The organism is Mesorhizobium sp. WSM4313 (assembly GCF_002294725.1).
Taxonomy (GTDB): domain Bacteria; phylum Pseudomonadota; class Alphaproteobacteria; order Rhizobiales; family Rhizobiaceae; genus Mesorhizobium.
This window is the reverse complement of the sequence record NZ_NSFT01000004.1, coordinates 173234-186133: the sequence shown is the minus strand read 5'-3', so window position 1 is coordinate 186133 and position 12900 is coordinate 173234. Positions and strand designations below refer to the sequence as shown.

Genomic DNA, 12900 nt, shown 5'->3' with positions numbered 1-12900 from the left:
GCGTTTGTTTTTTATCTTAAAATCAACGAGCCGATGTTCGTCGCGAGGCCGGGCATTTCCGCGACACGACAAAGTAACAACGCCTCTTGACTTAGAGTGCGCTCTAACTCGTAGCTTTCTGGGCGTCGTGACGAAAGAATGGCATTGATGAAGATTGGCGAGCTGGCGAAGCGTTCGGGACTGTCTGCCTACACAATCCGTTACTATGAGCGGATCGGGCTGCTTCCCCATGCCGACAGGGACCAATCGGGCCAACGTGACTACGACGCATCAATCCTGACCTGGATAGAATTTCTCGACCGGCTCAAAACGACCGGGATGCCTATTCGGGAAATGCTGCGTTACGCGGCCTTGCGGGAGCGCGGCGCCGACACGGAAGCGGAGCGCGGCGCGCTGCTCAAGCAGCACCGTGAGCGTGTCCGTGCGCATGTGGCCAAACTGCAAGCCTGCCTTCTCGTCCTCGACACCAAGATCGCCGGATATGCCGGCGTGAAACAGAGGATGAAGGACTATGACGCATCAATCCCCGAACATCGGCGAAAGCCGGCTGGAACGCGGCAAGCGGGCGCTCGCTGAAATCGACGGCGAAGCCGGCCACAAAGTCATTGCCGCTCTTGCTGACATTGCCCCCGACTTCGCGAACTACGTGTTCGAGTTCTCGTTTGGCGACATCTACAGCCGCCCCGGTCTCGATCTGCGCGCCCGTGAGATCGCGACCATCGCGGCGCTGACAGCGATGGGAACCGCGACCCCGCAACTGAAAGTCCATATCGAGGCGGGGCTCAATGTCGGGCTGACCAAGGACGAAATCGTCGAAACCATCATCCAGATGACGGTTTATGCCGGCTTTCCCGCGGCGCTCAACGGGTTGTTTGCGGCCAAAGAAGTCTTCGCCGCACGCTTTCCCGAAGCGGCGTGATGAGCCTTCTGCCTTCCTTGGCCCGCGGCCGGCGATCTTGCTGTCATGGTGATTCCCGTAGACGGTAAAACGCCCTAGCCGGCCTTCACCGAAAGAAGCTCTTCGACGGGAACGGTCCCGCCCTCGATCTCGACCACCCAGATGTCGGGATCGAATTTTTTCTCCCGCTCCAGCCGCCCATCGAAGGCCGAGCTGTCGTCGCTCGTGCCGAGCACGGCGAAAAAGCGCTCATCGGGCTTGGCCGAATCGTAGCTGGTCTGCGGCGCAGGCCCGTAGAAGGTCACCTCCCCCAGACGCCCGCGCGACAACACGAAGACGGCGCCAGCCTCGGTCGCGCCGCGCTTGACGACAGCGGCGAAGCCGCCGGCGCCGAACACGCGGCGCACAAGGGCAGAGACCCAGAGATCGGTGGTCAGGCGCATGGGAAGGTCCTCGATGACATTCAAGTGGTTTAGCGAGATTCACCCAAGCCTGCGAGTGCTTGGATGTCGGAGCCTTACCTAACAAATCTTGTTAGGCTTTGTGAGGCGCGCTATAAAGGAGCAATGAAAAGTCAAGCAATGCGCACCCTCACCATATCGCTCACGCCGAAGCAGGCCGCCCGTCTGCGGGACGCGGTCGAGAGCGGCGACTACGCCTCGAACAGCGAAATCGTCAGGGAGGCCCTCAGGTTGTGGGAGCGCCGCGAGGAGCTTCGCGTGCTCGAACTCGCTCAGCTCAAGCAGGCTTATGACGAAGGGATGGCTAGCGGCGAAGGCAAGGACATCGATCGCAGCGCCTTTCTTCGCGCCCTGAAGGCCGAGCGCTCGGAACGTGGCTAGCTATCGACTTACACCTCGCGCAGAACAAGACCTGAAGAATATCTGGCGCCATATTGCGACTGACAACGAACAGGCAGCGGACAGACTTCTAGGACGCATCTTCGATAAGCTGGAGCTCGCCTGCAATCATCCCAATATGGGGGTCGCCCGGCCAGAGTTGAGCACCACCGCGCGTATCCTCGTAGAGGGCCGATATGTCGTTATCTACGAGCCCATGGACTACGGCATCCTGGCAGTAGCTGTTGTTCACGGGATGCGGGACCCCGAGCATTGGCTCGAATAACAATTTTGCGATGCTGCCGCTCAGTTCGTCAGGCCGATCTCGCGCATTTTGACATAGACGGCCTCGTCCGGCTCGCCGGTCTCGGGCAGTCCGAACAAGGCCTGGAATTCCTTGATCGCGGCCTTTGTGCGGGCGCCGACCTTGCCGTCGAGCTGCATGTCGCCATTGCCGAACGCCTTGAGGCCGGCCTGGATCTTGACGATGCGGGCGTCGGGCGGCTGCGTGGCCCCATCGGCCGGAGCGGAGACCTGGATCACCTGCGGTTTGGCAGACGCGGCGACTGCGCCATCGGCCGGCCGCGGCATCGGGTGGGGAATGGCCGCCGTCGTCTGGCGGGCGCCAAGCTGATCCAGCAGCGCCGTGTCGATCTCGCCCGACCCCGGCAGCCCGACTTTCAGCTGATAGGTCTGGATGGCCTTGCGCGTGGCCGGTCCGGTGAGGCCGTCGACCGTGCCGTCGTAGAAGTTGAGGTCCTTCAGAATGCCCTGCACCTGCTGGACGACCGGATCCGGCTTGGCCGCGGGCTGCGCCGGCGCCTGGCGCACGATGTTGATGGTGGTCTCCGGCTCGTCGGAGACCGTATGCGGGAAGTTCTCGATGCTTCGGGTGGCGAAGAACGCGCCGGTATGCGGAAAGGGCTGATACCAGAGCGCGTTGGCCGAGACGTAGAACAGCGTCACCAGGAAAGCGGTCGAGCCGCCGACCAGAACCGGATTGCTGGCGATCAGTTGACCGACGGCAACCGCGCCCTCGGCAAGAACGCCGCGCTCGGGTTCGACCACCTTAGGCCGTTTTGCGGAGCGAGCCATTCCTCTCCCCATTTGCGTCCCCCTTCGGCTTGGCCGCCGGCATGGCCAGCACGCCGGATGGCGCACCGGATCGCCGCTTCGGCCCGTTCACCGGCAGGCCGATCGTCACCGTGGTGCCCTCACCCGGCGCGCTCTCGATCGACATCGTACCCTCGTGCAGCGCCACCAGGCCCTTGACCAGCGACAGGCCGAGTCCGGTTCCCTCGAAACGACGCGTGTAGTCGTTCTGGATCTGCATGAAGGGCTTGCCGAGATTGGCCATGTCTTCCTCGGCGATGCCGATACCGGTATCGCTCACCCAGAAATGCAGGTGCGAGCCGACACGCTTGGCGCCGATCACCACGCTGCCGCCATCGGGCGTGAACTTCACCGCGTTCGAGGCGAGATTAATCAGAATCTGCTGGACCGCCCGGCGGTCGGCATTGATCTCGCCCGCATCCGGGGCAATCTGCGTGGCAAGAACTATGCTCTTGGCGTCGGCCAGCGGTCGCATCATCGAGCGGCACATGTCGACGGCCTCGACAAAGCGGAACGGCTCCAGCTCGGTCGCATAGGCGCCCGCCTCGATGCGCGAAACATCGAGGATCGAGGTGACGACGGACAGGAGATGCTGGCCGGACTCCCTGACCAGGCCGACATATTCCTTCTGACGCGGATCCTTGAAGGGCCCGAACATCTCATGCAGGAGCATGTCGGAAAAGCCGAGGATGGCATTGAGCGGCGTGCGCAGCTCGTGGCTGACCACGGCCAGGAAGCGGCCCTTGGCCACTTCGGCAGCCGCGGCGGCTTCCCTCGCCTGCGCAAGCTCCTCGCGAAGTGCTGCGATATCGTCATTTTCGCGCAGAACCAGGGTGAAGACGTCGCGGTCGACTGCGCCGCGCAGCAGCTCGAGGCTGAACGGGCGGAAATTGTCGACCGCGCCAGAACCCTCGCGCGGCAAGCGGATGCGCAGATCAAGCTGGCGCTTCGGCGCGCCCTCGCGCATGTCGGCCAGAGCGGTGAGATAAGCGACGCGGTCGGAAAGATGGATGCGGTCGAACAGGCCGGTGCCGAGCAGAAGCTCGGGCGCCAATTTCAGGATCGAACGCGTCTTGGCGGACGCGTCGACCACTTCGCCCTGGCGACCGAGGCGCAGCACGACGGCGTCGATGACGTCCTCGAGACGATCGCCGGCAGGCTCCGCCGACCGCAAGCCGGCCGGGCTGACGAAGGCGGCGGCCCGCGGCAACAGCGTCAGCGCCCAGGCGAGCGGCAGCAGCCAATGCCAGGCGGCGGTCTCGCCGAGCGGCAGCAACTGCCCGGCAAAGGGCTGCAGCACGATAGCGGCAAGCGCCGCCAGCGCGCCCGTCAGCGCGGCGCGCCGCGATCCTGAGACCCACCAGCTTTCAACCGGCAATGCGACAGCAAGGAGTGCCGCCGGCGAGGCCAATCCGCCCGCCGCAGCGATAGCGCCGGCTAGGGCAAGCCCACCCAACACGACCGCCATGCGGCCGGCAAGCGCCATATGGCCGGTGGCCGCCACCAGAAGCGCCGCGAACCAGCACAGGCCGAAAGCGGCAAAGATCGCGGCTATCGTGACGGCAGCGCCGAGACTTGAAGTGACCAGCGTGACCGCGGCGCCCGCGGCAAGGAAAGGCGCGGCGAGCATGACGCCGATGAAGCGGCGCTGGCGCAGGCGTTCCGCCTCACCCGTCACGGTCGGGTGAACCATGCGTTCGCAGCCGGCGGAAACCGCGCCAGGCAATTGAACGTATCTGGCTGAAATAGAACTCAACGCACGCGTACCCGGTCGTGAAAAACGCCTGCCTGGCAGGTGACTCATCAATTGGCTTGAAACTCGCATCCAGCGTTTAAGGAATGGATAAGGCTGGCGAAGCCGGCGACCGCGCCAAGGCAAATATTGTGATGCCAGCCCGGCAAAGCATGCCGAGTTGGCGCCATGGTAAACGGCGGGTTAGCCGCAAGGCCTGTGCCAAAACGGGCCGGAACTTGAACCGGCTAAGTTTCGCCTGGAATAAAGTCGTTTGATAACAACGCGATATATGGTTATCATAAAGTTAACGGTATCGATGAGATTCGACACAAGCCCATGTCAAAACCGATCCTTTCGAATTTGCCTAAAATTTGAGGAAAATTCGCGGCTTCGATGCAAGCCGTCCTTTGCGTGACCGTGCCACTATCGTGCCCATAAAAGAGGTCATGCCGATGGATGCGTGATCCGTCACGGATGGATGCATCATTCCATCCCCGATGAGAGGCAAGTAAGATGGGCTTTCTGATCAGGATGGCTTTCTGGTTTTCGCTGGTGCTGCTGGCGCTGCCGCTCGGCGTCGGCCCGGGCGAGAACGGCCAGCAGAGCGTCGGACCGATCCAGGCGCTGTTTGCGGCGCGCGAGGCGGTCGGCGACATTGCAGGGCTCTGCGAGCGCAAGCCCGATGTCTGCGAGACCGGCAAATCGGCCATGTACACCATCACCGTTCGCGCCAAGGAAACGGCCAAGATCGCCGCGGCCATGATCGACGACAAGCAGTCCGGGCAGTCCGGGCAGGCAGGCACGCCCGAAACGAAGGTCGCGGATGGCTCCGTCACGACCACCGGCAGCGTCGCCGAGGACATCGTGTTGCCGACCAAGGTCAACATTCCGGTGATGTTGACGGCCAAGAACTGAGTTCTTTCCGGCCGTTCGCTCGGCACTTTAATTTTAGCGCAATTCCTGGCGCAAAACCGCCTACGCACGTTCCCCAGAATTGCTCTAACGCCGCGGGCCCCGTCCGACCTCTCGACGCCCGCGGCGTCTTTCTTTTTCCGTGACGCGGCCGTGTCGGGCCACTATATGCGGGCAATGGCCACCTCGATTCAGACCATCCGCGACGACTTTTCCCTGCTCGACGAGTGGGAGGACCGTTATCGCTATGTGATCGAGCTCGGCGAGAGCCTGCCGCCTTTCCCTGAGGAGGAGCGCACGGCTGCGAACAAGGTGCCTGGCTGTGTGAGCCAGGTGTGGCTCACCACCAAGCAGGGAGCGGGCGCCGATCCGGTGATCGGCTTCCAGGGCGATTCGGACGCCCATATCGTGCGCGGCCTCGTCGCCATCATGCTGGCGCTGTTTTCTGGCCGGCGGGCAAGCGAAATCCAGAACACGGACGCCGAAGCGACCCTGAAGGAGCTCGGCCTTGACGAGCATCTGTCGCCGCAGCGCGCCAACGGCCTGCGTTCGATGGTCAAGCGCATCAAGCGCGATGCGGAAGCGGCGCTGAAGCAGACGGCCTGATCCGGCCGATATCGCTCCCGTCAGGAAAGCAAAACGGCGCCGTAAGGGCGCCGTCGAACTGCTTGACGAGCTGGGACCTATCAACGGCCCTTGCGCTTGCGGCCCAGACCCATCTTCTTGGCGAGCTGCGAGCGGGCGGCAGCGTAATTGGGGGCGACCATCGGATAGTTGGCGTCCAGGCCCCACTTCTCACGATACTCTTCCGGCGTGAGATTGTAGTGGGTCATCAGATGCCGCTTCAGCGACTTGAACTTCTTGCCGTCCTCGAGACAGACGATGTAGTCGTCATGGACCGAGCGCTTCGGATTGACGGCCGGCTTCTGCTTCTCAGCCGACGGCTGCTCCGACGAGCCCCCGACGCGGCCCAACGCGGCATGGACGTCGGCGATAAGATTCGGCAGTTCCCCAACCGGCACCGGATTGTTGCTGACATAGGCGGCGACGACATCGGCGGTCAGCTCGATCAGCGCGTCACCGTTTTTCGAAGGTGTTTCGACGATTTCCATAGTGCTAAGGCCCCAACGAGAGTTGTTTCTAAAACTGCGCCCTTTTTTGTGGATCGGGCATCGCGCGGATTTCGTTCAGGAAAGGCTCTGAGATTCGCGTCGGTTATCTTAATGACGCCGCATTGAAAGTAAGTCAATTCGCATATTGACTTATATTGGTCGATATTCATCAACTATTGCGGATTCAGCTTCAAAAATTCGTGCGCCGTGTAACTTCGCGAGATTTTTCTGGTCAGACCAGCATGGCATGACGTTGCGTCATCCGTATGTTAGACATCCGATCGCCACTCGACACCACGTTCAATGCTTGGCTAATGCTTGGGTGCCCTTTCGCCTGCACAACGAATCCTGCGGCACAGCGAAGCGCAAGGATACCGCCTTGGCGGCTGGACCGACAAGGCGACGCGACAGATCCATCAGTAAGGCGCGATATGTTTCCCGTAGACCCAGCCGGTGACGAAATGACCATTCTGCGCCGGATCGTGCCAGATCTCGCACCAGCGATAGCGGATCGCCTGGCGCTGCTTCCATTGCGGCTGCCGGCCAATATCGAGCAGGTTTACACCTCCGGTGCAGCGGCCGGTCATCTGCAGCACGGTGCCGTTCGGATAGGCGGCCTGTTTCTGCGATGTATTGGACGGATATTTTCGAGCATTGAGCGTATCACCGAACGGCACGCCCGCCACTTGCCAGGCGGCAAAGACGGTTGCATGAGACTGGCTGGAAAAAGCCAGACCTGCCGCTACGACGGCAACTGACATTGCGGTAGAAACACAGGATTTCATCTTTCCCCCTTCGACTTAGCTTCTGTACCACCTTGAACCGCGCCCGTTGAACCGCCGCAGAGCGGCGTGTTCATTCGTCATTCAAGCAAATTCCGCAGCGAGACGTAATGACCAGAGCTTCCGCCTTGACTTCCGCCTTCCCGGCCGCCAGCCCGCCGACCCCTGAGAAACATCCGGTTTCTGACGCGCATCACGGAATCACCCGCAGCGACGACTATGCCTGGATGCGGGCCGACAACTGGCAGGCCGTGTTCCGCGACCCTTCCCTGCTCGACGGCCGCATCCGCGCCCATCTCAATGCCGAGAACGCCTATCAGGCCGCGCTCATGGCCGGCACCGCGGACCTGCGCGCCAGGCTGTTTGCCGAGATGAAGGGGCGCATCAAGGAGGATGACTCGACGGTGCCCATGAAGGACGGCCGCTATGCCTACGGATCGTCGTTCCGGCAGGGCGGCGAGCAGCCGCGCTATTTCCGCACGCCGCGCGACGGCGGCACTGAGGAGATCCTGCTCGACGGCGACGCGGAAGCCGAGGGCAAGCCCTATTTCCGGCTTGGCGGCGTCGACCATTCGGCCGACCACGGGAAGCTGCTGTGGGCCTTCGACGACAAGGGTTCGGAGTTCTTCACGCTGCGCGTGCGCGATCTTGCGAGCGGCAAAGAACTTGCCGACCAGATCCCGGATACGGGCGGTGGCGGGGTCTGGGACGCCAGCGACGGCGGCTTCTTCTATACCCGTCTCGACGACAACCATCGTCCGTCGAAAGTGTTCTTCCACGCGCTGGGCGACAGGTCTGAAAACGACCGGTTGATCTATGAGGAGACCGATCCGGGCTTCTTCATGGATGTCGGCGGCACGCGCGCCAACGACTGGATCATGATCGGCATCAACGATCATGAAACGTCGGAATACCGCCTGCTGCCCGCCAATGATCCAACCGCAGAGCCGAAGCTTGTGGCGGTGCGCGAGACCGGCCTGCAATACGATCTGGAAGAAGGCGGCGACGTCTTCTTCGTCCTCACCAATGCCGACGGCGCCAAGGACTTCAAGATCATGACCGCGCCGGTCGACAATCCCGGGCGCGCCAACTGGCAGGAACTGGTGCCGCACGAGCCCGGCCGGCTGATCCTGTCGGTGCTCGGCTTCAAGCATCACATGGTCCGGCTCGAGCGCAAGGAAGGCCTGCCGCGCATCGTCGTGCGCGAGCGCGCCAGCGGCGAGGAGCATTTCATCTCTTTCGACGAGGAAGCTTTTTCGCTCGGTCTCTCCGGCTCCTACGAATACGACACCGAAGTGATGCGCTTCACCTATTCGTCGATGACGACGCCGGCGCAGGTGTTCGACTACAACATGCGCAGCCGCGAACGCGTGCTTTTGAAGACGCAGGAAGTGCCCTCCGGCCACGATCCTGCGCACTATGTCACGCGCCGGCTGATGGCGCCGGCAGACGACGGCGAGTTGGTGCCGATCTCGCTGCTATATCATCGCGACACGCCCCTCGACGGTTCGGCGCCCTGCCTACTTTACGGCTACGGCTCCTATGGCATCACCGTTCCTTCCGCCTTCAATACCAATTGCCTGTCGCTGGTCGACCGCGGCTTTGTCTATGCCATCGCGCATGTGCGCGGCGGCAAGGACAAGGGCTACGGTTGGTACGAGGACGGCAAGCGGACAAGGAAGATGAACACCTTCACCGATTTCATCGCCTGCGCCCGCCATCTCGTTGCCGAGCGCTACACACAGCACGACCGCATCGTGGCGCAGGGAGGCTCCGCCGGCGGCATGCTGATGGGGGCGATCGCCAACTTGGCCCCGGAAAGCTTCGGCGGCATCGTCGCCGAGGTGCCGTTCGTCGATGTGCTGACCACCATGCTCGACGCCAGCCTGCCGCTGACGCCGCCGGAATGGCCGGAATGGGGCAATCCGATCGCGTCCGCCGCCGACTACCAGACGATCGCGGCCTATTCGCCCTATGACAATGTGGCGGCGCTCGACTATCCGCCGATCCTGGCGCTGGCGGGCCTGACCGATCCGCGCGTCACCTATTGGGAGCCGGCGAAATGGGTGGCGCGGCTGCGCGAACGCAAGGCAGGCGGCAACCCGGTCCTGTTCAAGATCAACATGGAGTCCGGCCATGCCGGCGCCTCGGGTCGCTTCTCGCGGCTGGAGGAGATCGCCTATATTTACGCCTTTGCCTTGAAAGTGACAGGCAAGGCCTGATTTTCTACTCGCAATCGCACGGCTCGCGCGCTAGGCAATGCGCCGTCGTTTTCGGTTGTGGCCATTTCGGGGCCGCGTCCAGATACATTCGCAAGGTTCGCTATGCTGCTCGTCGACGTCTATCTCGACAAATCGCCCATCCAGGGCATCGGCGTTTTCGCCAAACACCGCATTGCGCGGGGCACATTGATCTGGAAGCTCGATCCAAGGTTCGATCGACGCATTCCCGTAGAGACCTATGAGGGCGAATCCGGCCCGGTGAAATCCTATCTCGACCGCTATTCCTATCCGGACCGGCGCGATCCCAACTTCATCGTCTTCGAGGCGGACGATGCCCGCTATATGAACCACGCAGACGACCCGAACTGCGACATTTCCTCTCCGGAAGAGGCCTATGCGTTGCGCGACATCGCTCCCGGCGAGGAACTGACCTGCGACTACAACCACTTTTTCGAGAACGGCTTCGACTTCCTGGGCGACCGTCATCCGTAGAGCATGATGCCGAAAAGTGTGGGGCGGTTTTCGGACGACGTCATGCTCTATCACTTTGATTTAGAGCGGCACGAGCGTGGATCAGGCGGAGAGCAATTCCGGCTGGCGTCCCAGGGCCAATCTGCCACGCAGGTTTCGGATGCCTGCCAAGGCCTTGCCGGAAACAATGCCTAAGGCAATGCCACCGGCGATCGCGAGCAGCTGGAAGATCGGAACCGGCAGCTTGCCCGCGGCGGGCGCCATCAATATTTCCGGGACGAAACGGTGGAAAAGGTAGATCGGAAACGCCGCGACGGCGACCTGGGCAACCAGCCGCCCTATCCCGGCCGGCAGGCGAACGCGCGGCAGGTAAAGAAGGACCAAAAGCGCCGCGAAGATCATCAGATATTTGACCGTCGTCCCGAACCAGACCGACTCCCAGAAGGCCAAATAACCCAGCACAGCGGCGGCAAGCGCGGTCAGAGTCAGCTTTCTCGCCGGAGTGTCGGCGAAACAGGCACACCAACCGAATACGGCCAAATGGAAAACCCAATAGATCGTGAATATCTGGCGGTTGCCTAGGTCGACGAGCGATGGGGACGAAAAGCGCGCGACAGCGGCAACCCCCAAAAGGCCGAGCGAGAAAATGAAGGGGTGAGCCCGGGCAAGCTTGCGGACTGCAGGAATGGCAAAGATTAGAGCGAAGAGCAGGAGCGTCTGCGAATAGGCCTCGATGAACCAGTAAAGGTACGGAATCATCTCGTGACGCTCCGGTTCGGCATAGCCGAAATTCCCAGTAAGCGTCATCGAAGCCCAGGGGATCGTCCGCCAGGCTGCAGCGTAAGCGGCGACAATGAGAAAATACGGGATCAGGACGCCGATCGCTGGTTTGAGCGCGTGCCCAATTCGACCGGCAAGGAAATGGGCCGACTGGAAACGAGCAAGGCTGTAGCCGGCCAGCAGCATCATGACGCCGGAGCCGCCGGGGATGGGCCACAGCGTTTCGTGATGCACGACCACCAGCAGGATCCCGATAACCCTCAGCACTAAATCGGTCGGCATCTCGCTTGCGTGCCGGTGTTCGGGAAGTCCCGCCGCCTGGCGGTTTGCCAGCTCGGCAATGCTCAAGCGTTCCCATCCGTCCGGCAGGTTCATGCCGAGACGCTCGAGTTCCAGAGCCAATTGCAGGAATCGAAGGGAGTCACCGCCAAGAGAGACAAAGCTGTCATTGCGGCCGACGGCCACGGGATAGAATACGCGGGCGTAGGCACCGAGCAGACCGCCCCGCTCACAGCGGATTTCCGTTCGCCCTTCCAACATCTCCTGCTGGAGGCAGGCATAGTCGATCTTGCCAGAGGCAAGTCTGGGAAAGTCCTCGCGCGTCGCAACCCAAACCAGATTGGCTGGCAGGTGGCTGATCTCGGCAAGAATGCGCCGTGCTCTCCCGGTCTGGTCGGCGCCTATCACGTAGGCCTGCAATCCCCGATCGTCGCCAACCACCGCGGCGGCAATGCCGGCGCGCTCCAGCGCCTGTTCCATCGTATCGAAGCCGATCCTGAGGCCTGCGATCTTGGCGAAGCGGCTTCTGCGCCCGACGATGCGGAAGAAACCATGTTGGTCCCGTACGGCAATGTCGCCAGTGTTCAGGGTCTCGAGCTCTGCGCCGCACGCGAGGTCGAGGCGCCGCGTGCCGTAACCCATCATTACGTTCGGACCGCGATAGACGAGCTCTCCGGGAATGCCTGGTTGGCTGATCGGCTCGCCTGCAGCGTCGACGATACCGAGGCTGCCGCCCGGAATCGCCACGCCGATCCGATCCTCCTTGTCGGAAAGGCTCTCCGGCGGCACGAAAGCCATGCGTGCCGTCGCCTCGGTCTGGCCATACATGACGAAGAAGCGGCCGCCCCTGGCGACCATGTGGTTCCGATAAAGGCGGATGAGGTCCGGGCCAAGCGCTCCGCCCGCCACCGTCATCATGCGCAACGCCCTGAGCTCAGCGTCGCGGAAACGCACCCGTTCCAGAAGCTCGTAAGAATACGGGACACCAGACAGATTCGTGCAGCCGCCGTGGTCTATCGTGCTGACGAAGTCGCTGTCCATGACCGACATGCCGGTGAAGAGGACGCTAGCGCCCGCAATCAGATGCGAATTGAGGACCGACAGCCCATAGGAATAGTGGAGAGGCAGCACGAGAGCGGCACGGTCGAAGGAAGAGAGCTCGAGATAGGCCGCGATCGAGCGTGCATTGGATTCGAGATTGCCGTAGGAAAGCCTGACCGCCTTGGCGGCGCCCGAGCTGCCGGACGTCATCAGCAGCAGCGCGAGATCGGGATGCAGCGGCTCCGCATCTCCAGCGGATCGAGCTTCCTCAACGAGACGCCAGCGGCCGTCAATTGGCCTGTAGGTGAAATCCGGCTGGAAGGCTGCCTGGAAATCGTCCCAAAGCCTATTGTCGCACGGCGGCAGCATGGCCGCTGCGTGCCCAGCCTGCAGGGCTCCGATATAGGCGGCGACTGCGTGCTCGGAAGCTTCCGCCGCAATCGCCACGAGCCGCTTTTGTCTTCGTCCCAACTGTGACGCGAAGTCTAGCGCAAGACCGCCGAGTTCCCTGTAGGACAGTATGCGTCCGCCGGCGAGGACAAGCGCCACGCGCTGCTCGTCATGGGTGAATCCGGACGCAAGGTCGATGGAGGGCGTGGGCAAGCTTCGGTCCTCGGGGAATTGGCCCGAAGCGCCTATAATACATGAGTATTCAAGTCAACTAATTCGCCACCGATTGGGCATGCCAAACCGCTTTACGCCATCATGTATGGTCG

Annotated in this window: 14 protein-coding genes; 8 read left to right on the top strand and 6 right to left on the bottom strand. The window is 62.1% G+C overall.

Features of this window, described 5'->3' with window-relative positions:
• Nucleotides 1-147 precede the first annotated feature (147 nt).
• Both CK219_RS11460 and CK219_RS11455 read left to right on the top strand, forming a co-directional pair.
• Complete coding sequence (locus tag CK219_RS11460) at nucleotides 148-576, top strand: MerR family transcriptional regulator (protein ID WP_095767174.1); 429 nt, start codon at nucleotides 148-150, stop codon at nucleotides 574-576.
• Nucleotides 512-919 (top strand): carboxymuconolactone decarboxylase family protein, encoded by a 408-nt coding sequence (locus CK219_RS11455; RefSeq protein WP_095766877.1) that lies wholly within the window; start codon nucleotides 512-514, stop codon nucleotides 917-919. The genes CK219_RS11460 and CK219_RS11455 overlap by 65 nt, the downstream gene beginning before the upstream one ends.
• A 74-nt stretch (nucleotides 920-993) precedes the next feature.
• On the opposite strand, the gene CK219_RS11450 is transcribed toward CK219_RS11455, so the two are convergent.
• On the bottom strand, nucleotides 994-1341 hold the full coding sequence (locus CK219_RS11450; RefSeq protein ID WP_095767173.1) for a DUF1491 family protein: 348 nt from the start codon (nucleotides 1339-1341) through the stop codon (nucleotides 994-996).
• A 138-nt stretch (nucleotides 1342-1479) separates the two neighbouring features.
• Here CK219_RS11450 and CK219_RS11445 point away from each other — a divergent pair, with 138 nt between their 5' ends.
• Entirely contained in the window at nucleotides 1480-1740 is a 261-nt protein-coding gene (locus CK219_RS11445) for a type II toxin-antitoxin system ParD family antitoxin (RefSeq protein WP_176476987.1), read from the top strand.
• Nucleotides 1733-2023: a type II toxin-antitoxin system RelE/ParE family toxin gene (locus tag CK219_RS11440; protein ID WP_095766875.1), complete on the top strand. Its 291-nt coding sequence runs from the start codon at nucleotides 1733-1735 to the stop codon at nucleotides 2021-2023. The genes CK219_RS11445 and CK219_RS11440 overlap by 8 nt, the downstream gene beginning before the upstream one ends.
• A gap of 20 nt (nucleotides 2024-2043) precedes the next feature.
• On the opposite strand, the gene CK219_RS11435 is transcribed toward CK219_RS11440, so the two are convergent.
• Both CK219_RS11435 and CK219_RS11430 read right to left on the bottom strand, forming a co-directional pair.
• On the bottom strand, nucleotides 2044-2832 hold the full coding sequence (locus CK219_RS11435; protein ID WP_095766874.1) for a peptidoglycan-binding protein: 789 nt from the start codon (nucleotides 2830-2832) through the stop codon (nucleotides 2044-2046).
• Nucleotides 2807-4543: a HAMP domain-containing sensor histidine kinase gene (locus CK219_RS11430; RefSeq protein WP_095766873.1), complete on the bottom strand. Its 1737-nt coding sequence runs from the start codon at nucleotides 4541-4543 to the stop codon at nucleotides 2807-2809. Before CK219_RS11430 ends, CK219_RS11435 begins: the two co-directional genes overlap by 26 nt.
• A 555-nt stretch (nucleotides 4544-5098) precedes the next feature.
• On the opposite strand from CK219_RS11430, the gene CK219_RS11425 reads away from it, so the two are divergent.
• Together CK219_RS11425 and CK219_RS11420 are read left to right on the top strand one after the other, a co-directional pair.
• Nucleotides 5099-5500: a DUF5330 domain-containing protein gene (locus CK219_RS11425; RefSeq protein WP_095766872.1), complete on the top strand. Its 402-nt coding sequence runs from the start codon at nucleotides 5099-5101 to the stop codon at nucleotides 5498-5500.
• A 174-nt stretch (nucleotides 5501-5674) separates the two neighbouring features.
• A complete protein-coding gene (locus CK219_RS11420) occupies nucleotides 5675-6103 on the top strand; it encodes a SufE family protein (RefSeq protein WP_095767172.1) in 429 nt (142 codons plus the stop codon).
• An 80-nt stretch (nucleotides 6104-6183) separates the two neighbouring features.
• Here CK219_RS11420 and CK219_RS11415 read toward each other — a convergent pair whose 3' ends face one another.
• On the bottom strand, nucleotides 6184-6609 hold the full coding sequence (locus CK219_RS11415; protein ID WP_040991330.1) for a MucR family transcriptional regulator: 426 nt from the start codon (nucleotides 6607-6609) through the stop codon (nucleotides 6184-6186).
• Between the two features lie 416 nt (nucleotides 6610-7025).
• Entirely contained in the window at nucleotides 7026-7370 is a 345-nt protein-coding gene (locus tag CK219_RS11410; protein ID WP_245340455.1) for an SH3 domain-containing protein, read from the bottom strand.
• A gap of 131 nt (nucleotides 7371-7501) precedes the next feature.
• Here CK219_RS11410 and CK219_RS11405 point away from each other — a divergent pair, with 131 nt between their 5' ends.
• Both CK219_RS11405 and CK219_RS11400 read left to right on the top strand, forming a co-directional pair.
• Nucleotides 7502-9613: a S9 family peptidase gene (locus CK219_RS11405; protein ID WP_095766870.1), complete on the top strand. Its 2112-nt coding sequence runs from the start codon at nucleotides 7502-7504 to the stop codon at nucleotides 9611-9613.
• A gap of 102 nt (nucleotides 9614-9715) precedes the next feature.
• Complete coding sequence (locus tag CK219_RS11400; RefSeq protein WP_095766869.1) at nucleotides 9716-10105, top strand: SET domain-containing protein-lysine N-methyltransferase; 390 nt, start codon at nucleotides 9716-9718, stop codon at nucleotides 10103-10105.
• 81 nt (nucleotides 10106-10186) lie between these two features.
• Here the strand turns inward: CK219_RS11400 and CK219_RS11395 are convergent, their stop codons facing one another.
• Entirely contained in the window at nucleotides 10187-12733 is a 2547-nt protein-coding gene (locus CK219_RS11395; protein WP_245340454.1) for an AMP-binding protein, read from the bottom strand.
• Between the last annotated feature and the right edge of the window lie 167 nt (nucleotides 12734-12900).